The organism is Providencia alcalifaciens (assembly GCF_915403165.1).
Taxonomy (GTDB): domain Bacteria; phylum Pseudomonadota; class Gammaproteobacteria; order Enterobacterales; family Enterobacteriaceae; genus Providencia; species Providencia alcalifaciens_C.
The window spans coordinates 970,436-995,784 of the sequence record NZ_OU659204.1 but is presented as its reverse complement, the minus strand read 5'-3'; the positions used below and the strand labels follow the sequence as shown (position 1 = coordinate 995,784).

Here is a 25,349-nt window from a genome sequence, read left to right as displayed (position 1 = left end):
GATTTTTTTATTTGGCCACCTCGTTGTGGCCATTTTCTTTTAGCGTCCTGCGTGGATCTTAAGATACTCTTCAAAGCTTTCGCTCTGATCTTGCTCCATTCGCTTCTGCTTCTCAATTGAAGCCAAACGTGCTTGTTCAAACTGTTCTTCAGTGATCACTTCATAAGGTTCATTAATTAACTGCTGATAATATTTTTCAGCTAATTCTAACCCATAGCCACCGATACCTTTTTCCAGCATTTCGTCCATCACCAGCGCTGAATAGGTCAAGTTTGGATCTTCAAACATGGCGACAAACTGATGACACACATCTTTGTATTTGGCATCACAGCAGGTATCTAAAACTTCAGCCACACGGATCAGATCCTTAAACAGTGTTTGTCCCACTTCGACCAATGGTTTGAGCTCGCTACCACAACCAAAGCCAATCACCTGCTCCGGCTTGCGACCTTCAAGGATAACCCGGTTCCAATTTTTGCGGCAGCAATCCAACTCTTGAACATTCATTTCAGGAGCATCTGCAAGTACACACCAAATCAGGAACAAGTCCACAAAGCGGGCTTGAGTTTCGTTAACACCAATCGGACTAAATGGATTGATATCGAGGGAGCGAACTTCAATATATTCGATACCGCCACGTAATAAAGCATCAGAAGGCGATTCGTTACCTTGAGGTACACGCTTTGGACGAATTGGCGCATACAGCTCGTTCTCGATCTGTAGCACATTAGTGTTCAACTGAACGTATTTACCATCTTTTTTCACGCCCAGCTTTTCAAACTCAGCGGAAGGCTTATGAATGGCTTTCTTCAGATTTTCCACATATTCGTCAAGGTGGTTAAACGTAATATTTAAATCACTCTGAGATTTATTGGTGTAACCTAAATCACTCATTCTCAATGAAGTTGCATAAGGCAGGTAATAAGTACCGCACTCAGTTTTATTGAAATTCAGTGAGGTTTCTCTGTTCTTCAAAAAAGAGCCGCAAATAGCGGGAGATGCGCCAAATAAGTATGGGATCACCCAACCAAAGCGATAGTAGTTTCTGATTAGACGTAAATAGCCTTCAGAAATTTTTTCCTTTCCGCTTTCTGCGTCTTCAACACCCGCCCACGCTTTCCAAAACTCGATTGGAAATGAGAAGTTATAGTGAACGCCCGCGATGGTTTGCATTAATGCCCCATAGCGGTTTTTTAACCCTTCGCGATACAGCGTTTTAAACTGCCCCACATTGGAGCTACCGTATTGCGCTAGTGTGATCTTATCTTCACTTGCAATAAAGCAAGGCATACTTAACGGCCACATTCTTTCATCGTGTAAATGACGTGCCGTATAGCGATGCAGATCTCGCAAAAAAGCCAAGTTGTGGCTAATGCTTTTATCTACAGGAGTAATAAATTCAAGTAAGGATTCCGCAAAATCCGTGGTGATCCATTTATGGGTAAGGGCTTTCCCCAGCTCATCTGAATGTAATGTCTCGGCTAACGCACCTTGAGGTGTCACGCGTAATGTTTCACGCTCAATACCGCGTTGAATGCCATTGAGAATTTCCGGGTGCGCTTCTAACCATGAGAGCGCTTTTGATACGTCCGGGATCAAATCGACCTCCCGCCTGTGATTTAGTTTTATTTTAATAAGGTGATTACTTTAGCTTAAATCACATAAATTGTCGCTGTCTAGATGTGTGGTTTACCCGATGAGAAAACAGAAAGAAAAGGAAAGAAGATAGCAAGTTAGGATTTTAGGCAAAAAAAAACTCCTCAGATTGAGGAGTTTCTTAATGATGGTGCATCCGGGAGGATTCGAACCTCCGACCGCTCGGTTCGTAGCCGAGTACTCTATCCAGCTGAGCTACGGATGCAGAATTTGTCGATTATCAATCGATGCTGTATGCCTACAGCAGTAATTTGGATTTATGAAATTGATGACAGAATTGTTGATACTGACAGAAATGTTTAAGAGATGGTGCATCCGGGAGGATTCGAACCTCCGACCGCTCGGTTCGTAGCCGAGTACTCTATCCAGCTGAGCTACGGATGCATTTTAGTGCAATACGTACTTCTCTCTCAATACTGCTTAATCAAAATCTACTTCAATATTTATGGTTATAAATTTTGTTAACTTTAAGACCATATTAAATCTAAACTACTTTTGCTTTAGTTCGCTATAAACTAAAACATCACCCTATCAGCTTTACTCATAAGGTAGAAAATGGTGCATCCGGGAGGATTCGAACCTCCGACCGCTCGGTTCGTAGCCGAGTACTCTATCCAGCTGAGCTACGGATGCAGAGCCTAAAATGGCGGTGAGGGAGGGATTCGAACCCTCGATGCAGCTTTTGACCGCATACTCCCTTAGCAGGGGAGCGCCTTCAGCCTCTCGGCCACCTCACCATATTTTAGTCACATACGATTTGTTTTTGTTTAAACATCTCGTCTCTGTGTGGCGCACATATTACTTTCCTAGACTTAGAAGTCAAACAATTTTTCCAAACTTTTTGCATTCCAATGATCGTTTGCACATTTCACAAGCAAGATGATTAGTTTAACACCGAAAAAGCAATGTTTCCGTGCTTTTTTGCCCTTTTATTATCTTCACTCTTACTATAAAAAATTCAGGAAAAAATAAAGAAAGTTGATAGCGTGTAGCTTAGCAGTATAAAAATAGCACAGAAAGAAAGGCGGATTCATTCAAAGAGATAATGCTCAACACTAACATAATGTGTTAAGCCAATTAAAGATTAGAAAGATTAGGAAGTGAATAAAGATAAAAAAGAGAAAGACAAGCGCCCATTATTGCTGTGTGATAACTCACTGGACGCTTATTCATTATTATTGATTGTCTGGTTGAGTCTTTTCGGCCTGGATCCGTTGATAAATTTCTTCACGGTGAACAGAAACTTCTTTTGGGGCATTAACACCAATACGTACTTGGTTGCCTTTTACGCCCAATACGGTCACTGTTACCTCATCGCCTATCATGAGTGTTTCACCAACTCGACGAGTCAGAATAAGCATTCTTTGCTCCTTGAAATATTAAAAGAGTCGGGTCTCTAGGTATTCCCCGCTATTGTCCATCACACACCGTGAAAACGTAAAGCAATGACATTCACCTAAAGCATTGATGCCATCAAGGCAATAATTCTAATTATTTACAAGCAAAATATAACACTACCGGCAACATATTAACAATGCTGCAACAGATTAAAGTTACCCCACTAAAATGGGGTAACTTCACAGCAATTACAGTTTAGAATCAACCCATTGTTCGACACTTTCCATCGCTGTTGGTAATGCGCTTACGTCAGTACCTCCAGCCATCGCCATGTCTGGTCGACCGCCACCTTTACCGCCTACTTGTCCTGCAACATAGGATACCAAATCACCTGCTTTAATTTTAGCAGTCAAATCATTAGTCACACCAACAATTATACTGACTTTATCACCACTTGTGGTTGAAAGCACGATAATCGCCGATTTCAGCTGATTTTTTAGATCATCGACCATTGTTCTCAATAGTTTAGGATCCGTATCGCTTAATTGACTAACTAATAGTTTGATACCTTTAACATCTTTCGCTTTACTACCTAGTGAAGCACTTTCTTGAGAGGCTTGCTGATCTTTTAATTGCAAAATCTCTTTTTCAAGATTTCGTGATTTATCCAATGCAGCTTTAACTTTCTCAACTAGGCTATTTGCATCACCTTTTAATAGGTGAGCAATTGCAGAAAGCTGTTCTGACTGAGCATGTAAGTGCTCCATTGCAGTTGCGCCGGTTGTCGCTTCGATACGACGAACCCCTGCAGCGGTACCAGACTCACTTAAGATACTGAACAGGCCAATATCCCCTGTGCGGCTAGCATGTGTTCCACCACATAATTCGATGGAGAAATTCCCCATACTCAGAACACGTACGCGTTCTTCATATTTTTCACCGAATAATGCCATAGCCCCTTTCGCTTTCGCACCCTCTAAATCCATCAACTCAGTTTCAATTTCTGAGTTTTGACGGATCTGCGCGTTCACAATGTCTTCCACTTGACGCAGTTGCTGTTGTGTCATCCCTTCAAAATGAGAGAAGTCAAAACGGAGATACTTGTCATTCACCAACGAGCCTTTTTGAGAAACGTGCTCGCCTAAGACTTGGCGTAATGCTGCATGTAATAAGTGAGTCGCCGAGTGGTTAAGGCGAATAGCATTACGTCTTTCACTATTGACTATAGCTGCAATTCGATGGTTAACAACTAATGAACCGGATTCAACCTTACCCACATGACCAATTGCTTGACCATATTTTTGGGTATCAGTAACAGTAAAGTTCGCGCTGTCATTTTTGAGGACTCCAGTATCACCAACTTGACCGCCTGATTCTGCGTAGAATGCGGTTTTATCGAGGATAACTAAACCTTCATCCCCCGCTTGCAGGGAATCAACTGGCTGACCATCTTTATATAATGCAGTGATAGTCGCTTGTTGTTCATCATGCTGATAGCCTGAGAATTCACTGTGTTTGTCAACTTTAATCAGTGCGTTATAGTCTGCGCCAAAGCCGCTTGATTCTCTCGCACGACGGCGCTGATCTTCCATTGCACGCTCAAAGCCTTCTTCATCCACTTTGAGATTGCGCTCGCGGCATACGTCAGCCGTTAAATCTAACGGGAATCCATAAGTATCATAGAGACGGAATGCCGTTTCACCATCTAGCGTATCGCCTTTTAATGATGCCAGCTCTTCATCTAATAATTGCAGACCGCGTTCTAAAGTACGCGCAAACTGTTCTTCTTCAGTTTTTAATACTTTCTCAACTAAAGATTGTTGACGCTGTAGCTCTTCCGCTGCAGGTCCCATCACTTTAATTAGAGTAGAAACTAATTTATAGAAGAACGTTTCTTTCGCGCCCAGCATGTAACCATGACGTACCGCACGGCGAATAATACGACGTAAAACGTAACCACGACCTTCGTTTGATGGAATAACACCATCACTCACCAAGAACGCACATGAACGAATATGATCAGCAATAACGCGCAGAGATTTGTTAGACAGGTCAGTTGCACCTGTCGCTTCTGCTGCTGCTGCAATCAGTTCACGGAAAATATCGATTTCATAGTTAGAATTCACGTGTTGCAGAACCGCAGAAATACGTTCCAGCCCCATACCTGTATCTACAGAAGGTTTTGGTAGTGGTTCCATGGTACCGTCAGATTGACGGTTGAACTGCATAAAGACGAGGTTCCAGATTTCAATATAGCGGTCACCATCTTCTTCTGGGCTTCCTGGAGGACCACCCCAGATATGATCGCCATGGTCAAAGAAAATTTCGGTACAAGGTCCACAAGGCCCTGTGTCACCCATCTGCCAGAAGTTGTCAGACGCGTAAGGAGCACCTTTGTTATCACCAATACGAATAATACGCTCGACAGGAACACCAATTTCTTTGTTCCAAATATCGTAAGCTTCATCGTCAGTCGCGTATACAGTAACCCACAGTCTTTCTTTTGGCAGGTTGAACCACTGTTCGCTGGTTAAAAGTTCCCATGCAAAGCGAATAGCATCGTGTTTAAAGTAATCACCGAAGCTAAAGTTACCTAACATTTCAAAGAATGTGTGGTGGCGAGCGGTATAGCCCACGTTTTCTAAGTCGTTATGTTTACCACCTGCACGTACACAACGTTGTGCGGTTGTCGCTCGGGAATATGCTCGTTTATCCAGACCAAGAAATACATCTTTGAACTGGTTCATCCCTGCGTTAGTGAACAATAGTGTTGGGTCATTATTTGGCACTAGCGAACTGCTGGCTACCACCTGATGACCTTTCGTATGGAAAAAGTCGAGAAACGCTTGACGGATCTCAGCGGTGCTTTTACTCATATTTATCCCGATATCAAGCTGGAAACAGAATTACGAATTGTTGAGATGGAATGTAACATCACCTCTAATCAACTCTCCGATTAAAAAGTGACTGATAAGATAAAGTCTCTTTGTATAGAAGTAAAATATAGATACATCCATTCGCGGCTTTCATTGTAAAGCGTCTGAATATTTTCTGAAAGTATGTTTATACCTCTGGCTAGGGTATTTTTCCACAGAAAAACTGTGCAATAAACTATTATTGTGATAGGCAGATACAAAAAAGCGCCAATCAATTAAGAATGGCGCTTTTGATATCAATTTATTTCAACAAGTTAGCGGTGAATTAAAATTCTTCTGGAACTTCTTCTTCATCAGAATCACTGATAAAATCAGTCGCTGCACTGTTAAATTCACCTGTGTGGTTTAATAATAAATCACGCAGCTTTTTATCAATTTCTTGTGCAACGTCAGGATGTTCTTTCAGGTAAGTCGTCGAGTTCGCTTTACCTTGACCAATTTTGTCGCCGTTATAGCTGTACCAAGCGCCCGCTTTTTCAATCAGCTTATGTTTAACACCTAAGTCAATTAGCTCACCGAAGGTATTGATACCTTCACCATAAAGGATTTGGAATTCAGCTTGTTTAAATGGTGCCGCAACTTTGTTTTTTACAACTTTAACGCGAGTTTCGCTACCAACAATTTCTTCACCGTTTTTCACCGCACCAATACGGCGAATATCTAAACGGACAGAAGCGTAGAATTTCAGTGCATTACCACCAGTTGTGGTTTCTGGGTTACCAAACATCACACCAATCTTCATACGGATCTGGTTGATGAAAATCAGCAAGGTATTTGAGTTTTTCAGGTTACCCGCTAATTTACGCATTGCTTGGCTCATCATACGCGCCGCAAGGCCCATATGAGAATCACCGATTTCGCCTTCAATTTCAGCTTTTGGTGTTAATGCTGCAACGGAGTCAACGATGATCACGTCTACCGCACCAGAGCGAGTTAATGCATCACAGATTTCTAACGCTTGTTCACCAGTATCTGGTTGAGAACACAGCAGATTATCAATATCAACGCCTAATTTTTTCGCGTAGATAGGGTCAAGGGCGTGCTCAGCATCAATAAACGCACAAGTTTTACCACTACGTTGAGCTGCAGCAATAACTTGCAGAGTTAATGTCGTTTTACCTGAAGATTCAGGACCGTAGATTTCAACAATACGCCCTAATGGCAAACCACCCGCACCTAAAGCAACGTCAAGAGATAAAGAACCTGTTGAAATAGTTTCAACATCCATTGTGCGGTCTTCACCAAGACGCATAATAGAACCTTTACCGAATTGCTTTTCGATTTGACCTAATGCCGCAGCAAGTGCTTTTTGTTTGTTTTCATCAATAGCCATGTTTACTCCCTAAGGCAATGGTGACAACCATTGCGAATAAAACGATTGAATTCGATTTGATGGAACTAAGTATACTGTATAATCATACAGTATCAAGAAAATTTTTCAGCGATTAACTGTAAAAGTGTTTCCAGCGAATAACCTGTTGATTGCAAACGAACTTGATACCTATCACCTTCGAATCTCTGATGACGAGTCACAACATCCACAGTGCCATTGGGCTGCTTTAATGCAAAACCAAACCAAACTGTCCCGACTGGTTTGTCTTTGCTTCCGCCACCCGGGCCGGCAATTCCGCTGACTGACATCGCAAAGTCTGCCTGAGCTTCATTTAGTGCCCCAAGCGCCATTTCCTGAACAACTTGCTGGCTCACTGCACCAAAGCGCGTTAATGAGTCGTTCGTTACCCCAATCATTTGATGTTTGGCTTCATTACTGTAAGTCACAAACCCACGGTTAAAATAGGCTGAGCTGCCTGAGATATCCGTCAAAACTTTGGCAATCCATCCACCAGTACAGGATTCTGCCGCCGTCACTGTTTTATCAAGTTGCAGTAAACGCTGTCCTAACTGAATACTTAATATTTCGAGTTGCTTCTCATCTATCATTTGGTTATTCACCATTATGCTGTTTTTTTACGAGCGCGATCCCAAATCCACAGCCCTGCAATCGCAATTGCAAACACTACGCCAAAACCAACACCCACACTCACGACAGAGAATCCGACCTTTATTGCCAGAGAATATAACCCTAGCATTAATAGCATCGCACTGTTTTCACCGAGATTTTGTACTGCGATGGCATTACCTGCTCCAACCGTTTCTTTGCCTTTCTCTTGGAGCAAAGCATTCAGTGGAACTACGAATAGTCCCCCGAAAATCCCTAATACCATCAAAATAAAATATGAAGGAATAATATTGGTTTGCAATGAAAGGAAAACCACCATAACCCCAATTACGATCCCTGCTGGAATACAGCGATAAACCGTTTTTAAGGTGATAAATTTCGCCGCTAACCCAGCGCCCACCACAATACCAACTGCCACCATCGCATTCAAAATGGTCGGAGTTGTATTATCTTGCAAGCCAAGAGCCACTGGCACCCATGCCACCAGCAAGAAACGTAATGTCACCCCTGCGCCCCAAAACATGCTGGTGCCCACAAGGGAGAATCGGCTTTCTTGGTTTGCCCATAAAATACGACAGGCGGAGAAAAAATCTGTCAGCAACAGTTTGAAATTCCATCCTGTTCCCGGTCTTGCGGCCGCTAAGTGAGGAATAAAGAAATTAACAATAACCGCTAACGCATACAGTAGAGAGCAGGTACCTAATGCCAGCAATAGGTTAATGTCAGAGAGCATTCCGCCCACTACAGAACCGACTAAAATCGCTGCGATCGTTGAGGCTTCCATTAGACCGTTGGCTTTTACTAAATTATCGCCACCAGTCAGCTCACCCAAAATACCGTATTTTGCAGGGGAATACGCCGCAGCGCCCACACCGACTAACCCATAGCATAGGAATGGATTTACCCCTAAACAGATCCCCAATGCCCCAACAAATTTAAATATGTTGGAAAACAGCATCACCCGGCCTTTAGAAAATCTATCCGCAATTTGCCCCACAAATGGTGCCAGCACAATATAGGTGAAGACAAACACCATTTGTAGAATTGGGTGGCTCCATTCTGGGTAAAACTCCGCTTTTAGCTGAGCTAATATCGCGAATAATAACGCGTTATCCGCAAATGCAGAAAGAAACTGAGAGGCCAGAACTGCCTTCATTCCGGTACTTAACAGTGGCGTGTTTGGTGTGCTCTCCTGCATATTATTCCCCTGTTAACGCCATCTGTTTCAATGTCACGAAATCCGTTTTTCCGCTACCTAATACTGGTAAAGCTTTAACCCAACGGATATCCCGTGGAACCGCCAATTCTGTTAAACCTTTACCTTTCGCTGCGGCAGATAATGCACCGCGGTCAAGATCCTTATCCGTGGTAAATAATACCAACGCTTCTCCTTTGCTACTGTCGGGTTTAGTCACAACACCGTGATCGCAACTTGGAGAAATTTCTGCCACCATTTGTTCAATACTTTCAAGAGAAACCATTTCACCAGCCAGTTTAGCAAAGCGTTTCACTCGTCCTTTAATGGTGCAGAAATTTTTCTTGTCTAACTCAACAATATCCCCAGTGTCATACCAGCCAGGCTCTAACTCGCCCTGAGCATTCTCTGCTTTTGGCTCTTCTAACACGCCAGGCGCTTCTACACGTAAATAGCCCTTCATAATATTCGGGCCTTTCAACTGAAGTTTTCCACCGTGTTCAATCCCCGGCAATGGGATAATGCGAGCTTCCATACTAGGTAAAATCTGCCCTACAGAGCCTTCTTTCGCCGCCATCGGGACATTAATAGAAACAATCGGCGCACACTCGGTCACGCCATAGCCTTCAAGAATACGAATACCAAATTTTTCGTACCAAATTTTCTTGGTTTTATCCGACAGTTTTTCTGCTCCAGCCACAACATAGCGTACCCTTGCAAAATCATACGGATGGGCAAAACGCGCGTAATTACCTAAGAACGTTGAGGTTCCAAACAGAACGGTACAATTTCGGTCATACACTAACTCAGGAATAATTCGGTAATGTAGTGGGCTTGGGTATAGGAAAACACGGCTACCCGAAAACAAAGGAATAAATAACCCAACCGTTAATCCAAATGCATGGAATAGCGGCAGTGACGACATAAAACGGTCACGCGGCGTAAAATCGGCAATGGTTTTGATCTGTTCAACGTTCGCCATTAAGCTACGATGACTATGTACTACGCCTTTTGGCGTTCCTTCAGAACCAGAGGTAAACAATACAATGGCTTCGTCATCCACATTACGGGGAACAATAGCGTTACGTGGTGAAAATAAGTGTTTAACAATCCACCACTTATCTTGCAAGGTGACGGTGTCTTTTAAATCCTCAAGGTAAATCCATGTGGCTTCAGGTACTTGCTCAGGAATATGAGTGAGCTTCCCTTTTTCCAAAAATTGTCTTGAGGTGAAAACCACTTTCGCCGTTGACGCTTTCAATGCATTACTGATCCCATGACTTCCCGACGTGTAATTCAGCATCGCAGGTACTCGCCCACGCATTAAACAGCCGAAAATTGCCGCCGCTGTCACTGTCGCATTGGGTAGCAATAACCCTACACGTTCATTTTCATGGGTATAGCGTTCGATAATTCGCCCTACACCAAGGGACTTTTTCAGTAATCCTTGATAGTGATCTTCTTTAAAGGCGATATCTTCAATGCAGCGAGAACGACGCCCGTAACGTTCAATACTGTCAATAAAGGCTTCAACTAACGTCATTTGTGGGCGGCTTGCCATACGTGCCGCTTTCATAATTTGGTAAAGGTGTTCACCCGCTAATGCGCGGCGCTCAACAGCACGAGGCGCATCTGGCATAGGAATGGCCTCAGCAGGTAGGATATGTAACTTGATTTTTGGAAACCACTTTAACGGGATAACCCCTTTTAAGCGCCCAAAGTAACTTCGTTCAGCACCATCAATACGAATAGGGACAATTTTTGCCCCTGATTTGGCAGCGACGAATGCAGCACCTTCATAGATCTTCATTAAAGAGCCATGAACAGAAATGCGGCCTTCTGGGAAAATAACAATTGGGCGACCTTTGTCCACTTCACGAACAAGGTGTCTGAGGCCTAATGGATTCTTTGGATCTAATGCAACAACATCGGCATATGGCTTAAGACGCTTGACCATCTTAGGTGTTGCCACTGTGCTGTACATGGCAAATACAGGTTTTACAGGTAAGAATAGCGCAATCAACACACCATCAAGAAAAGAGACATGGTTTGGCGTAATGATACATTTGTCTTGATTGAACTCATTTGGATTGCCAATGACTTCGACACGAAACAAAAACTTCAGTACTTTTTTTATTATCTTTGCCAACATAATGATTCCCTTTCTTATGGTGATAATTTTATCTATTGATTAACAATTAGATACTACAATAATTATCTCGTGACCACTGCACCTCATTTAGGGGTTTATTCCTAAAGACACTGGTATACCTAATATTTATCTCAAATTTGCGATCTGGTTAATGATAGCATCAATGGATTGATTGGCATCAATAACATGGTGCGCAGTCGATAAATAGATAGGATCACGCTGCTCCATCACCTCTTCAATTTCTTCGAGCATTGATTTTCCCGTTAAGCTCGGCCGCTGTTCTGCTTGAGGCTCTGCCGCCAGCCGCCGTGCGAGGGTTTCAGGGGTTGAACGTAAATAAATTACTGTTCCATTATCTCGCATAACCTGCTGATTTTCAGAGGCTAAAATAATACCGCCCCCTGTTGAGACAATGGCTTTTTGTGGTTCGATTGAAGCAAGGATTTGGCTTTCAAGCTGACGAAAATAGTCCCAACCTTGTTGCTGGACAATGTCAGCGATGCTCATCCCCGCGTGTTCTAAAATAAGTTTGTCGGTATCAATAAACTGGTAACCCGTTTTTTCCGCGAGCTTCTTACCAATCGTTGTTTTTCCTGAGCCTCTAGGCCCAATTATGTAGAACATCTATATTCATCCCATCATCATGATTACTATGATAAATTTGCCATACACATGCTTCAAGCAGGTTAGCCAAAATGGCGAATAGTCTAAAAAAATAAAGCCACAACATCGTGTGGCTCGAAATTATTATGATTAAATTATGGCCGACTTAAAAAATCACCGTAACCAATCCATTTATAAGTAGTCAGAGCATCTAACCCCATAGGTCCACGAGAATGGAGTTTTTGGGTACTCACTGCCACTTCCGCGCCTAGTCCAAACTGTCCACCATCGGTAAAGCGGGTGCTGGCATTCACGTATACCGCAGCTGAATCCACACGCTGTACAAAGTAATCCGCTTGGCGAATAGATTCCGTTAAGATGGCATCAGAATGAGCGGTACCATAATGGCGAATATGCTCGATAGCGGCATCAATCCCTGAAACAATCTCAACGTTCAAGTCCAAAGATAACCATTCATCAACTAAATTTTCCGCTTGAACAGGCACCACTTTCGCCGCACCATCTTTCAAGAATGTCATTGCTTTCTCGCTGGCATGTAATGTCACTTGCTGCTGAGCCATTTTTTCACTTAAACGCGGTAAGAAACTCGCCGCAATATCTTCATGAACCAACAGTGTTTCCAATGAATTACATGCACTTGGACGCTGAACTTTAGCATTGATAATGACACTCAGTGCCTTATCAAAATCCACAGAGTCATCTACAAAAGTATGGCAAACACCAATTCCGCCAGTGATTACCGGGATCGTAGATTGCTCACGACATAATTTATGTAAACCTGCGCCTCCGCGAGGGATCAGCATATCCACATAGCGATCCAATTTTAATAATTGAGTCACTAATTCGCGATCAGGATTGTTGATTGCCTGTACCGCATTGGCTGGTAACCCGCTATTTTTCAGCGCTTGCTGAATAACCTCTACCACAGCAAGATTGGTATTATGCGTCTCTTTTCCACCGCGTAGAATGACTGCGTTTCCTGTTTTTAAACATAAAGAAGCGACATCCACAGTCACATTAGGACGAGCTTCATAGATAACCCCAATAACCCCTAATGGAACACGGCGACGTTGTAAATTTAATCCGCTATCTAACTCGCTACCATCAAGGACTTGCCCTACTGGATCAGCCAACTGGCACACTTTTCTGACATCATCCGCAATACTTTTTAAACGAGCTTGAGTCAGTAATAAACGATCTTGTAATGCCGCGCTCATACCACTTTGTTCTGCTTGAGCCATATCTAGTTGGTTAGCCGCTAAAATACTGTCACTCTTTTGCTCTAAGAGGTCAGCAATTTGCTCAAGCGCACTGTTTTTTTGTTTGGTATTGAATTGAGCCAACTGCCATGACGCTTCGCGCGCCGCTTTACCCATTTGTTCTAACATAATTAACTCACTATCATATCGTCGCGATGAACGGCTACTGAGCCATGTTCATAGCCAAGGATTTTACCAATATCTTGGGAATGATGACCGGCAATCATTCTGAGCGCATCACTATTATAGTGGCTTACGCCATGTGCCAAATCTTTACCTGCCATATTGCGAATACGGATCACTGCGCCACGGGAGAAATCCCCTTCAATTTTCTTAATGCCTTTTGGCAATAACGAACTGCCTTTTTCAGTGATCGCCAATTGCGCGCCATCATCAATATAAACATCCCCCGCCGCTGGAGCGCCAAAAATCCAGCGCTTACGGTTTTCCATTGGGTTTTTCTGCCCGTAAAAACGGGTTCCCACAGGGATATTTTCAATCACTGAATTGATGACATCCGGTTTATTGCCCGCGGCAATGAACACATCAATCCCAGCACGACCAGCAACATCAGCCGCCTGTAATTTTGTTGCCATTCCACCAGTGCCTAAGCCCGTTACGCTATCCCCTGCCATACGGCGTAAATCATCATTAATGCCGTGAACTTCAGGGATTAATTTTGCGTTCGGATTACTGCGTGGATCCGCGTCGTATAGGCCTTCAATATCAGTTAATAACAGTAACTTATCTGCATCACCAAGGATAGCGGCAAGTGCGGATAAGTTATCATTATCCCCCACTTTGATTTCTGCTGTCGCCACCGCATCGTTTTCGTTAATCACCGGAATAATACCGTTATCTAACAGCGCTTGCAGTGTGTCTCGCGCATTTAAAAAACGTTCGCGATCTTCAAGATCCGCACGCGTTAATAGCATTTGCCCGATGTGAATACCATAGATGGAAAAAAGCCTTTCCCATAATTGGATTAAACGGCTTTGACCAACCGCCGCCAGCAGCTGTTTAGATGCAATGGTGGCTGGCAGTTCGGGGTAATTGAGATGTTCACGCCCTGCGGCAATTGCGCCAGACGTGACAATAATAATTCGGTGACCTTTTTCATATTGCTGCGCACACTGTCGAACTAACTCAACAATGTGAGCTTGATTTAAACGACGTGAGCCCCCTGTTAAAACACTTGTGCCAAGTTTGACCACGAGTGTTTGGCTATTTTTCATCATTTTTCTGCCATTAGGATTAATAAATACAAAGTGGGTATCAGTTTTATCAGGAGATGCGCGTTATGCCAACAGGCATAACGCAAAATTAAACAAAAGTTGGTTTAAAACAATTTTATGCGCTTAATTCCAGCTTTAATTCTGTCATTAAGGGGGATGGGAACAAGCTTAGTTCTAGAGCAGATAATTGCTGGGTAAGGCGTTGATGGAAGGCATGTAGGTTCTTTTCGACAGCATCCGTCGTTGCTGCATCCTTTAAGGCTTTTGCTTGCCAATTTCCCTGATTGTTGTAGATCCCTAACTTGTAAGCAAATTCGAACCCATCATCCGTGGAGGCTAATTCTAACCACCATCCCCAAAACTCACGTTTTTCAGGCACGATATTCGCATTAACACAGACAACTAAGCTATCAAAAAAGTAGCAGTTTTTGATAGATTGTTGCTCACGTAAATAAGGCCCTATCGCAGCAAATTTCTTTAAAAATTTTCCATTTGTGTAATCAGTCGGTAACGCCATATTAAGGATCTCCTTCTTGGGAAGATCCCTTTTTAGCAAATGTTAAAAAATAAGCAAGCTATTCAATACAATTATAATATTTTACTTTCTAACCATTTGGTTGTATCTGACATAGATCGCTCAAAAGCCTCTAAAATAGGGCTACTTGGCAATGTCAATAAATGACTATCCATAGATGAACGTGCTATTAAATCGGAATCAGCTTTCGGACTGTAGGGATCATTTTTAAAACATACTGACATCATCGGTACCTGGTTACGTCGCCCCAACAAACCTTGATTACGCAGTGAATAACAGCTGAGTTCATGACGTAATGACTGACCATCAACTTGATAAATTCCTAAGCGGCTAGCAAAAACATCCAGCATCATACGGGGAATATCTTTCTGATATTTCTCTTCATGCAATAAGCTATGAACGATAGGGCCAATCACCGCAACAGCTTTGATTTTATCCGGGCACATATACGCTAAGCGAACGGCGATATTCGCGCCAAAACGGATCCCTGTTATTGCGAATCGCGTGTGGTCAATCCATGGAATGGTGTCGAGTTGGCGAACAATCTGTTCATGCAATGTGCTGGTTTCTTGTGAAAGGCTATATTTGCCAGAATAACCGATGGATGGCATATCCAAAGTTAACATCGCTATACCACGAGGCTCTAAATATTCTCGAAAATAGCGGCTGTAATCTGTCTGTAAGCTATCAAGCATGCCACAAACCATCACGGTTGGATAAGGACCTTGGACATTTGATGGAATATGTAAAAAGCCACAGACTTCTTTGCCACCATCAACTTTAAATGGAATTTTTTTCAATTGGTACTGTGAAAATTTAGCCGCGCTATCATAAGCTTTACAGGCTAACACAATCGCTTGATTCGCCAGCTCATCCCCTTTAATAAACGGGTAAGCCGCAATGCTGTATAAGTTAGCGGCACGCAGCCACGCATCGCACGCTTCCTGACCTTTTTCAAATTCTAACGCTTTTTGCTGCCAGTGCATGGCTTGATGGGACCATTCAAAGCACCAATTACCGCGACGATTACCTATGACAGTATCAAGCCATTCTTCACGGCTGCGTTTAGCATCTGAAATGGCAATACGGCTTAAAACTTCTTCAATTTCAATCGCATCAATACCACGCCAGATCCACATTAAACGGTTGAGAGTACGATACCAATGATTATGCGAAGAGCCACTTAATACACTGTGGTTCTCTAATTGGGACAGAGTATGGGAGGAATAAGAAACCAACGTTGATGTTTCAACTTGTCTAACGCGAGGTTTAAAGAGTTTTTCGGATAAATTTTGCTGAGTCATGTGGGTTCCCTACTTTTACCTATTAAATCTGTCACATAAACAAAAAGGGAGTGCATTTCGCACTCCCCTCTATCATATCGTGTTTAGCTCAAATCACTTAGGTAATAATGTGTTGTTTTTATCAAACAAACGTGACCTATGACGGCTAAACAGATTTAAATTATTGAGTTCAGACTACTTATCTTGTTCACACAGAGGATCAATAAACACAACGCCCATATCCCAAGGCTGTTCAATCCATGTGTTTTGTGGGATATCAACCACATAATCATCCACTAATGGGCGACCTGCTGGTTTTGCAAAGATAGTCACGAAGTGTGCTTTTGGATACATGTCGCGGATAGCTTTCGCTGTGCCACCAGTATCCACTAAATCGTCAATCACGATAAAGCCTTCACCATCGCCTTCAGCGCGTTTGATTACATTCAATTCGCGTTGATTATCATGGTCATAGCTAGAGATGCAAACGGTGTCAACATGACGAATACCCAGCTCACGCGCTAGCAGTGCGCCTGGGACTAAACCACCACGGCTAACTGCGATGATACCAGTCCATTGTTTTGCTGGTAATAAACGTTGTGCGAGTTTACGGGCATGTATTTGCAACATATCCCACGTTACGACATATTTTTCGCTCATAAAATTCGGGTCCCGAAGGTGAGTAAAACAGAAATGTGTCTTGCGGAAAAAAGGTTGCGCGAGATTATAGTGATTTGGCGCAGGAAAAACCAGTGAAACCATCCCACTAAATGAATTATTCTTATTAACGCTCTCCATTATTCGATAGAAAGTGTTATGCTGAATCAATACTTAAAACCGCTTAAAACCTGAGTTATTACACTTAAGTGCAATCTTGAATTAAGCGACCAACGCCGTCAGTCAATTGTTTTGGGTGTAAGCTAATCCCCAGCTTGAAATATGACGGAAAGATTACGATCAAAGTGCCAAGGAGAAGAACGTGTCACAATTATCAACGCTAAAACCACAACCATTGTGGGATATTTTCGCTAAAATCTGCTCCATCCCTCACCCATCAAAACACGAAGAAGCTTTAGCCGCTCACATCATGGAATGGTCTAAAGGGAAGGGTTTTCACGTTGAGCGCGACCAAGTTGGTAATATCTTAATCCGTAAACCGGCGACTAAAGGTTACGAAAACCGCAAACCCGTTGTACTGCAAGCTCACTTAGACATGGTGCCGCAAAAAAATAACGACACAGAGCACGATTTCACTAAAGATCCTATCCGCCCTTATATTAATGGTGAGTGGATCACTGCCGAAGGCACAACATTAGGCGCAGATAACGGCATCGGTATGGCATCCGCATTAGCGGTATTAGCGGATGACAGCGTTGAACACGGCCCACTGGAAGTGTTACTGACCATGACCGAAGAAACTGGCATGGACGGCGCTTTCGGTTTACAACCAAACTGGTTACAAGCTGATATTCTGATCAACACCGATTCAGAAGAAGAAGGCGAAATTTACATGGGTTGCGCAGGTGGCGTTGATTTCACGGCCACATTTGATTTAACCCGTGAAGCATTACCACAAGGTTATAAAACCTTCACCATGACCTTAAAAGGCCTTAAAGGCGGTCACTCTGGTGGCGACATTCATTTAGGTTTAGGTAATGCAAACAAACTGTTAGCACGTTTCTTAGCGGGTCACGCTGAAGACTTAAGCTTAAAACTACTGGAATTCACTGGTGGTACACTGCGTAACGCAATTCCACGCGAAGGCCATGCTACTATCGCAGTACCGGCTGATAAAGTGGCTGAATTAACCACACTAAGAACTCGCTATGAAGGCATTCTGCAAAATGAATTAGCCGCTGTAGAACCTAACTTAGTTTTACTCTTAGATGAAACGACGAGTGATTTAAAAGCCCTGACTGATGATTGCCAACAACGTTTAGTTTTCTTCCTGAACTCTGCGCCAAGTGGTGTTATCCGTATGAGTGATGTGGTGAAAGGGGTTGTGGAAACTTCGCTGAACGAAGGCGTTGTAAAAATGACCGAAGACAAAGCGGAAGTTATCTTCTTAATCCGTTCACTGATCGATTCAGGTAAAAATTACGTAGTTAACATGCTGACATCACTGACAAAACTGGCGAAAGCTCAGCACCGTGCAGAAGGTGGATACCCAGGTTGGCAACCAGATGCAGACTCACCAGTCATGCATATTGTTAGCGACACTTACCAAAAACTGTTTGGTAAAATTCCAAACATCATGGTTATCCATGCGGGTCTTGAATGTGGTCTGTTCAAAAAGCCTTATCCATTAATGGATATGGTATCCATTGGACCAACCATCCGTGGTGCACACTCACCAGATGAGCGCGTTCACATTGAGAGCGTGGGTCAATACTGGACACTGTTAACTGCTATCTTAAAAGCTATCCCAGTGAAAAACTAAGTAGTAAAAGACTAAGTAGACTTTAAGCTAAAAAATAGGGTCATAAACTACAGTTTATGACCCTATTTTTTATTTCGTATTTTTTAGCCTATAAAAGTAATGAAAGCTGCCTTTCAATTTGCGGATTTTGCAATGTCACATGCAAGCCAACTAATCTGACACCTCGCCCTGCTCGTCGATTTTCCCAAGCCTGTTTTGCTAGCTGAATGAGATCATGTTTATCAATAATGGGATAAACATGTTCTTGCGTCGTTTGCTGAAAATCCTCAAATTTTAATTTCACACCTTGGCGAGCAATACGCAGATCTGGCTTCACTTTCTCTAAGCGAAAATGTAGCTCATCGTATAAAGTATCGAGTAAAGGCAAACACTCATCCCATTGATGAATATCTTTAGCGAGTGTGCGCTCTACTCCAACAGATTTACGTAAGCGTTCAGGATTCACTGCCCGCTCATCAATGCCATGACAGCGCTCCCATAACGCCTGTCCAAATTTCCCCATACTCTTTACCAATGCCAACATGTCATAGCACTGAACATCTGCACAGGTTAATAACCCCATGTCCGCAAGTTTTTGCGCTGTTACTTTTCCAACGCCGGGGATCTTTTTTAATGGCAGTGTGGCAATAAACGCTGGCAATTCCTGTGGCGTGATCACAAATTGCCCATTGGGTTTATTCATATCAGAGGCAATCTTGGCGAGGAATTTAATCGGAGCAATTCCCGCAGAAGCAGTGAGTTGCAGTTCATCAAAAATTTGCTGGCGGATAGCTTCGGCGATGAGAGTGGCCGAACCGTGAAGTTGCTGGCAATCAGTCACATCCAAAAAAGCCTCATCGAGAGATAACGGCTCAATAAGATCGGTATAGCGTGCAAATATTTGGCGAATATGATGGGAAACTTCTTTATAGACCGCCATACGACCGGGTACGACTTTCAGATGCGGGCATAATTTCAATGCCAATGCCGTCGACATTGCGCTGTGAACACCATAGCGTCTTGCTTCATAATTTGCGGTACTCAACACACCGCGCCGGTCTGCACTTCCTCCGACAGCCAGTGGAATATTGCGCAAATTGGGGTCATCACGCATCTCTATCGCTGCAAAAAAGCAATCCATATCAATATGAATAATTTTACGCATGATAGCCACCTCAACCAATAATTACTGAGTAAATATACAGTTGTTTTATTAGCCATGCAACTTATTCATCTGTTTGAAATGTATTCCTGAAATACTGTAAATAACCGAAAAAGTAAAAAGTTACTCCTAATTTATAGGCTCATTGCTTACAAAACGGATGAAACATATTACAACAACCACTCGGTCAATCTCATGTTAGTTCATTGAATTTTCTATTATTATGGATTATACAAATGCAAATTATATCAACGTCAGTGTTCAAAAAATCCGCCGCGATAGGCTTACTGCTTTTGGTTAGCCAATCCGCTTCCGCATTAATGCCGCAGATTGTGGCACACCGCGCGGGTACCGCAGATGCCCCTGAAAATACCCTTTATGCAATCGAACAAGCCAAAAGCAATAAAGCTGATGCAATTTGGTTAACTGTTCAGCTCAGTAAAGATAATCAATTAGTTCTGTATCGCCCGAGTGATTTAGATGCTTTAACGGATAAAAGCGGTGTTATTTCTGATTATTCCGCCAAACAATTAAGCCAGATAAATGCGGCGTATAAATTTAATCAGAAAAATAACCAGCAACTGCCCGCTGCGCAAACCACTATCGTCACACTAGAAGATGTTTTAAAAAAATACCCCGATACGATTTTTTATATCGACTTAAAATCGCCAGACGCTGATCCTAATGTTCAAGCTCAAGCTATTGTGGCATTACTGAATAAAACCAACACATTTAACCAAGTCCGTTTTTATTCCACTAACGACGCATTTTTAAAAGCGCTTAAGCCTCTTTCTACTCAGTTGCAGTTATTTGAAAGCCGTGATGAAACTCGCACTATGCTCGCAAACAGTGTAATGAGCCATCAATGTACGCTGGAGAATGATAAATCTGCGACTCGCTGGTATGGTTTTGAGCTGCATCGTAAAGTTGAAGTCGTTGAGAAATATACCCTTGGTGAAGCACGTTCCCCTGCAACGCTCTCATGGGATAAAGAAGCTATCGACTGCTTTAGAAAAAATGGCAACGCTTACATCATTGTATTTGGTGTAAATAACGATATTGATTATCAACTAGCTAAAGAAATTGGTGCTGATGCCGTTATGGTTGATTCACCAAAAGCTTTCAAAAAATAAACACTAATTATTAGGCTACTTTATTTTGATAATGATTTATTCAATTTAAGTAGCTTATTTTTATTATTTCTCTTTTCTATACATACATTTCTCCATCTTATCTTTCTCCCTTTTTTAATAGTTAATAACATTCAACATTAATTACACTATCAATTAAAAATGCCATGATATTTAAAATCCAACTATTCATAGAGGAAAAAATTTGGCTATGTCAAAAGGTATCTTATCAATTGAGAACATGTGGAATGAAGATATAAAAAAAATAGAAATTATTTTTCAAAATAATGGCAATGAATATGAAAATGCATTTATTTTTTATAATGTAGCGAATGGAAAAACACTTATTGATTCCGCTGAATTTACATTTTCCACAACAGAGAATAGTCACTGGAAGGGGAATATAACGACAGTTTCAGGAATGAAATGGAGTAGTGGCGATTATTTACTTTGCAAAATAAATGATAGAGATAATGGTAAAGTTACTATTAGTTTTAACGGTAATACTAAAAGCATGTTTGTTAATTACCCAGTTTCTATTTCATGTTCAAAAGAAATGTACACAGTTTAAATAGGAGGTAAATAATGACTATAGAGCGTTGCCAAATAGGATTTGAAAATTTTTGGGGGGAAGACTTAGAGAGCGTTTTAATTCTTACTGATGAAATAACCTCTAATATTCCTACAAAGCAGATGTATTTATATGATGTTAAAGATAAGCAAATTATTCCTGAAGCAACATCCTTTTATTACCGAGTTGAAGGACCAAATTACTGGGTGGTTCATTTTATAACTAAGTCAGGCGAAAAATTGAGATCCGCAATTGGCTTTTCTTGTTCAATAAAGCCAGAAGATCACCATAAAGTCATCTTGCGCCTTAATGGCGAATCCAAACGTTTATTCACTAATTTTGCATCAGGAAGATCATGCTCTACGGATATCATACAAGATCACGGTAAAAACTAAAATAGACTACTCGCATACAATATTATTAGTCATATTTATCCATAATGAATGACTAGAACGTTTCTAATTGTTTAAATCATGTTGTATTACTATATGATTTTGCCTTAGCCAATATCCAATCAGCTAAGGCATGAATATCTATTTTTAACTTAAATGATGCGGTTTTTCTCTAGCATTTTTTGGCGTGCTTCTTCGCGTGCCATACGTTTTTTACGCGCATCGCAAGGCTCGGGGCAGTCACACACTTTCTCTACCCCAATGCTACTTAAACCGCCGCAACTACCTTGGATACTTTTACGCTTGATAATATAACCAAGAGACATTCCTAGAAATGCCAACAAAAATAAGGCAAAGGCTGCAAGAAAAACATTCAACATTCTGCGTTCCTCCTAGTTACTGTTTTTTCTGTAAAAATGGCTCGAATGCTTTAGTGTAACGCTCTTCAAAGCCTTTATCTGTCTTCACAATCATAAAAACAGGAATATTCATTTTTTCAGCAAGTGCGAGACCCGCTTCTGGCCCCATCACATTGAAGCCTGTTGATAGCCCATCCGCACTCATGCAATCGTCGGCTAATACCGTAATTGAGACTAAATTGTGGGAAATTGGCTTACCTGTTTTGGGATCAATCGTATGAGAGAAATGCACACCATTTTGTTCAAAATAGTTACGATAATCCCCTGAAGTGGCGATAGATAAATCTCCCGGCTCGATAATTTCCTGTGCCGTTTGACTCACACCATCCGTTGCAGGTTTTTCAATCGCAATACGCCATGGTGTCTCTTTGCCATTTTTACCTTTTGTACGGACTTCACCACCAATATCAACCATATAATCATTGATACCGATGGACTCTAAATATTCAGCCACCACATCAACACCATAACCTTTAGCGATGGAAGATAAATCAACATACAGCTCAGGAATGGTTTTGATTAAGTTGTTGTCTTGTACAGAGAGCTTATCGATACCCACCCATGCGCGACGTTTTTCAAGCTCTTCGTCTGTCGGCGCTTTTGTGACTCGTCCCTCTGGACCAAACCCCCACAGATTAACCAGTGGGCCAACGGTGACATCCAGACCGCCATCCGTTAATTTATTAATCTCAATAGCTTTACTGACCACTTTGGCCGTCGCAGCAGAAACAGGGAATGGCACATTAACTTCATTGGATTGATTGAAGCGACTTAATTCAGAACCTGGACGATAGGTCGACATTTGGTCGTTCACTTCTTCCAAACGCTTGTCTATTTCGGCTTGGATAGCTTCCGATGAAGGCTCTGAAGAGTCTGCCACGAACTTAACAGAATAATAGGTTCCCATGGTTTGTCCCTGAAGATTTTTTTGTTCAGGTCCACCACATGCGGCAAGAAGGAGAGTGGCTGCGAATAGCAGCACAGGAGCAAATACTTTTCTGTTTAGCATAAATTTTCTCAGCGTTAATTGTAAGCGCCCACTAGAGAAAGAGTAGGTGCTGAGACGTCTAACAAACTCAACATTCACAAATCTAGAGAATACTCACGTTTAAAAATTGAATTGCCTATTTGGCGATTCACAGTTTACAACCAAAAAGAGGAAAAAAACCCATTTTTTCCTCTTTTTAATCAACAAGCGCCCAGTTTCCTGAGCGCTTAATAGATAATTTACAGCAATTAATCAGCCACCAAAATCATCCAGTAAGATGTTTTCGTCCTCAACACCGAGGTCTTTTAACATCTTAATGACTGCAGCGTTCATGACCGGAGGCCCACACATATAGAACTCACAATCTTCTGGCGCTGGGTGATTTTTGAGGTAGTTTTCATACAGGACATTATGAATAAATCCTGTGTAACCGTCCCAATTATCTTCAGGCAAAGCGTCAGAAAGTGCAACATTCCATGTAAAGTTGTCATGCTCTGCGGCTAACTGGTCAAAATCTTCGGTATAGAACATTTCACGTTTAGAACGTGCACCATACCAGAAACTGATCTTACGCTTAGAATCTAAACGTCGTAATTGGTCGAAAATGTGGGAACGCATCGGTGCCATACCCGCACCACCACCGATAAAGATCATTTCAGCATCCGTTTCTTTCGCGAAGAACTCACCAAATGGACCAGAGATAGTGACTTTATCGCCCGGTTTCAATGACCAAATATACGATGACATAATTCCCGGCGGTACATCTGGGTTACGCGGCGGTGGCGTTGCAATACGCACGTTCAGCATAATAATACCGCGCTCTTCTGGGTAGTTTGCCATTGAGTAAGCACGTACTGTTTCTTCTTTGACATCCGAAACATAGCGGAATAAGTTGAATTTATCCCAATCTTCACGGTATTCCTCAGGTACATCAAAGTCTGAGTACTTCACCACATGAGGCGGACATTCAATTTGAATAAAACCACCCGCACGGAATGGGACCACTTCTCCCTCAGGAATTTTTAACTTCAGCTCTTTAATGAACGTCGCCTTGTTATCATTGGAGATAACTTCGCATTCCCATTTTTTCACGCCGAAAATTTCTTCAGGTAATTCAATTTTCAGATCTTGTTTTACGTTAACCTGACACGCCAGACGGCAACCTTCTTTCGCTTCACGTTTATTGATGTGAGAAAGCTCAGTTGGCAGGATGTCACCACCGCCCTCTTTGATTTTTACACGGCACTGACCACAGGAACCACCGCCACCACAGGCAGAAGAAACAAAGATACCTTGGTTTGCTAACATACCTAACAGCTTATCACCTGCTGGAGCATCAAAGCTCTTATCAGGATCGCCGTTGACTTCAACTTTAATGTTCCCTGTATTGACCAACTTGGACTTTGCAAACAGGATCAGACCTGTCAGCGCCAAGACAATCAGGGTAAACATAACTACGCCTAGAATAATAATATCCATGAATTCTTCTCGCCTTTATAGCTGCACACCGGAGAAGGACATAAAGCCCAATGCCATCAAACCGGTCGTAACAAAGGTGATGCCTAACCCTTTTAGACCCGCTGGAATGTCTGAATACTTCATCTTTTCACGAATAGCGGCCATTAAGACAATCGCTAACATCCAACCAATACCTGAACCAAAGCCATAAACAATGGATTCAGTGAAGTTATAGTCGCGCTGAGCCATGAAAGATACACCACCAAAGATTGCGCAGTTTACGGTGATCAACGGTAAGAAGATCCCCAATGCGTTGTACAGTGATGGGAAGTAACGATCTAAAATCATTTCCAGAATTTGAACCAATGCCGCGATGACACCGATAAAGGTAATGAAGTTTAGGAATGAGAGATCTACGCCTTCAACTAGCGCGCCGTCACGTAACACTAAGTTGTACACTAAGTTGTTCGCAGGGACGGAGATCCCAAGCACCACGGTTACCGCAATACCCAATCCAAAAGCAGTTTTTACGTTCTTCGATACCGCAAGGAATGTACACATCCCTAAGAAGAAAGCTAACGCCATGTTTTCGATGAAAATGGCTTTTACAAACAAGCTAATATAATGTTCCATGCTC

22 protein-coding genes and 4 tRNA genes are annotated in these 25,349 nt (G+C 42.2%); 4 read left to right on the top strand and 22 right to left on the bottom strand.

Annotated elements, in window-relative coordinates:
- Window positions 1-39 precede the first annotated feature (39 nt).
- The 17 genes from gshA to gpt form a co-directional block, all read right to left on the bottom strand.
- Window positions 40-1,599: a glutamate--cysteine ligase gene (gshA, locus tag LDO73_RS04400; protein WP_224060369.1), complete on the bottom strand. Its 1,560-nt coding sequence runs from the start codon at window positions 1,597-1,599 to the stop codon at window positions 40-42.
- A 185-nt stretch (window positions 1,600-1,784) separates the two neighbouring features.
- Window positions 1,785-1,861 (bottom strand) — tRNA-Arg (locus tag LDO73_RS04395).
- 102 nt (window positions 1,862-1,963) lie between these two features.
- A tRNA-Arg gene (locus LDO73_RS04390) sits at window positions 1,964-2,040 on the bottom strand.
- Between the two features lie 172 nt (window positions 2,041-2,212).
- Window positions 2,213-2,289, bottom strand: a tRNA-Arg gene (locus LDO73_RS04385).
- An 11-nt stretch (window positions 2,290-2,300) separates the two neighbouring features.
- A tRNA-Ser gene (locus tag LDO73_RS04380) sits at window positions 2,301-2,393 on the bottom strand.
- 438 nt (window positions 2,394-2,831) lie between these two features.
- Entirely contained in the window at window positions 2,832-3,017 is a 186-nt protein-coding gene (gene csrA, locus LDO73_RS04375; protein WP_004264815.1) for a carbon storage regulator CsrA, read from the bottom strand.
- 225 nt (window positions 3,018-3,242) lie between these two features.
- Window positions 3,243-5,870, bottom strand: a complete 2,628-nt coding sequence (alaS, locus tag LDO73_RS04370) for an alanine--tRNA ligase (RefSeq protein ID WP_224060368.1) — start codon at window positions 5,868-5,870, stop codon at window positions 3,243-3,245.
- 325 nt (window positions 5,871-6,195) lie between these two features.
- Window positions 6,196-7,263, bottom strand: a complete 1,068-nt coding sequence (gene recA / locus LDO73_RS04365; RefSeq protein WP_224060366.1) for a recombinase RecA — start codon at window positions 7,261-7,263, stop codon at window positions 6,196-6,198.
- A gap of 92 nt (window positions 7,264-7,355) precedes the next feature.
- Window positions 7,356-7,871, bottom strand: a complete 516-nt coding sequence (pncC, locus tag LDO73_RS04360; RefSeq protein WP_224060364.1) for a nicotinamide-nucleotide amidase — start codon at window positions 7,869-7,871, stop codon at window positions 7,356-7,358.
- A gap of 14 nt (window positions 7,872-7,885) precedes the next feature.
- Complete coding sequence (gene lplT / locus LDO73_RS04355) at window positions 7,886-9,088, bottom strand: lysophospholipid transporter LplT (protein WP_224060363.1); 1,203 nt, start codon at window positions 9,086-9,088, stop codon at window positions 7,886-7,888.
- A 1-nt stretch (window position 9,089) separates the two neighbouring features.
- Window positions 9,090-11,237 carry a bifunctional acyl-ACP--phospholipid O-acyltransferase/long-chain-fatty-acid--ACP ligase gene (gene aas / locus LDO73_RS04350; RefSeq protein WP_224060361.1) on the bottom strand — a complete coding sequence of 716 codons (2,148 nt, stop codon included), beginning with the start codon at window positions 11,235-11,237 and terminating at the stop codon, window positions 9,090-9,092.
- Window positions 11,238-11,363: 126 nt separating this feature from the next.
- Complete coding sequence (gene aroL / locus LDO73_RS04345) at window positions 11,364-11,861, bottom strand: shikimate kinase AroL (RefSeq protein WP_224060360.1); 498 nt, start codon at window positions 11,859-11,861, stop codon at window positions 11,364-11,366.
- A 134-nt stretch (window positions 11,862-11,995) separates the two neighbouring features.
- On the bottom strand, window positions 11,996-13,249 hold the full coding sequence (proA, locus tag LDO73_RS04340; protein WP_224060359.1) for a glutamate-5-semialdehyde dehydrogenase: 1,254 nt from the start codon (window positions 13,247-13,249) through the stop codon (window positions 11,996-11,998).
- A 2-nt stretch (window positions 13,250-13,251) separates the two neighbouring features.
- The gene (proB, locus tag LDO73_RS04335) at window positions 13,252-14,355 is read right to left on the bottom strand and encodes a glutamate 5-kinase (protein WP_036954225.1); all 1,104 of its coding nucleotides are present in this window, start codon (window positions 14,353-14,355) and stop codon (window positions 13,252-13,254) included.
- Window positions 14,356-14,470: 115 nt separating this feature from the next.
- Complete coding sequence (crl, locus tag LDO73_RS04330; RefSeq protein WP_224060358.1) at window positions 14,471-14,872, bottom strand: sigma factor-binding protein Crl; 402 nt, start codon at window positions 14,870-14,872, stop codon at window positions 14,471-14,473.
- Window positions 14,873-14,943: 71 nt separating this feature from the next.
- Window positions 14,944-16,194, bottom strand: coding sequence for an esterase FrsA (gene frsA, locus LDO73_RS04325; protein ID WP_224060357.1), 1,251 nt, complete (start codon window positions 16,192-16,194; stop codon window positions 14,944-14,946).
- Between the two features lie 174 nt (window positions 16,195-16,368).
- The gene (gene gpt, locus LDO73_RS04320) at window positions 16,369-16,833 is read right to left on the bottom strand and encodes a xanthine phosphoribosyltransferase (protein ID WP_108479429.1); all 465 of its coding nucleotides are present in this window, start codon (window positions 16,831-16,833) and stop codon (window positions 16,369-16,371) included.
- 319 nt (window positions 16,834-17,152) lie between these two features.
- On the opposite strand from gpt, the gene pepD reads away from it, so the two are divergent.
- Window positions 17,153-18,613: a beta-Ala-His dipeptidase gene (gene pepD, locus LDO73_RS04315; protein ID WP_224060356.1), complete on the top strand. Its 1,461-nt coding sequence runs from the start codon at window positions 17,153-17,155 to the stop codon at window positions 18,611-18,613.
- A gap of 88 nt (window positions 18,614-18,701) precedes the next feature.
- Here pepD and dinB read toward each other — a convergent pair whose 3' ends face one another.
- Complete coding sequence (gene dinB, locus LDO73_RS04310; RefSeq protein ID WP_224060355.1) at window positions 18,702-19,757, bottom strand: DNA polymerase IV; 1,056 nt, start codon at window positions 19,755-19,757, stop codon at window positions 18,702-18,704.
- Between the two features lie 233 nt (window positions 19,758-19,990).
- Between dinB and LDO73_RS04305 the strand changes: the two genes are divergently transcribed.
- The 3 genes from LDO73_RS04305 (at window position 19,991) to LDO73_RS04295 (ending at window position 21,850) form a co-directional block, all read left to right on the top strand.
- Window positions 19,991-20,887, top strand: a complete 897-nt coding sequence (locus LDO73_RS04305) for a glycerophosphodiester phosphodiesterase family protein (RefSeq protein WP_224060354.1) — start codon at window positions 19,991-19,993, stop codon at window positions 20,885-20,887.
- A 208-nt stretch (window positions 20,888-21,095) separates the two neighbouring features.
- Entirely contained in the window at window positions 21,096-21,455 is a 360-nt protein-coding gene (locus LDO73_RS04300) for a hypothetical protein (protein WP_224060353.1), read from the top strand.
- 14 nt (window positions 21,456-21,469) lie between these two features.
- Window positions 21,470-21,850 (top strand): hypothetical protein, encoded by a 381-nt coding sequence (locus LDO73_RS04295; RefSeq protein ID WP_224060352.1) that lies wholly within the window; start codon window positions 21,470-21,472, stop codon window positions 21,848-21,850.
- A gap of 149 nt (window positions 21,851-21,999) precedes the next feature.
- Here LDO73_RS04295 and nqrM read toward each other — a convergent pair whose 3' ends face one another.
- From nqrM to nqrE, 4 genes are all read right to left on the bottom strand, one after another.
- Complete coding sequence (nqrM, locus tag LDO73_RS04290) at window positions 22,000-22,227, bottom strand: (Na+)-NQR maturation NqrM (RefSeq protein WP_224060350.1); 228 nt, start codon at window positions 22,225-22,227, stop codon at window positions 22,000-22,002.
- Between the two features lie 16 nt (window positions 22,228-22,243).
- Window positions 22,244-23,275, bottom strand: a complete 1,032-nt coding sequence (locus tag LDO73_RS04285) for an FAD:protein FMN transferase (protein ID WP_224060349.1) — start codon at window positions 23,273-23,275, stop codon at window positions 22,244-22,246.
- A gap of 231 nt (window positions 23,276-23,506) precedes the next feature.
- A complete protein-coding gene (gene nqrF, locus LDO73_RS04280; protein WP_154604566.1) occupies window positions 23,507-24,733 on the bottom strand; it encodes an NADH:ubiquinone reductase (Na(+)-transporting) subunit F in 1,227 nt (408 codons plus the stop codon).
- A 15-nt stretch (window positions 24,734-24,748) separates the two neighbouring features.
- A complete protein-coding gene (gene nqrE / locus LDO73_RS04275) occupies window positions 24,749-25,345 on the bottom strand; it encodes an NADH:ubiquinone reductase (Na(+)-transporting) subunit E (RefSeq protein WP_006657396.1) in 597 nt (198 codons plus the stop codon).
- Window positions 25,346-25,349: the final 4 nt, after the last annotated feature.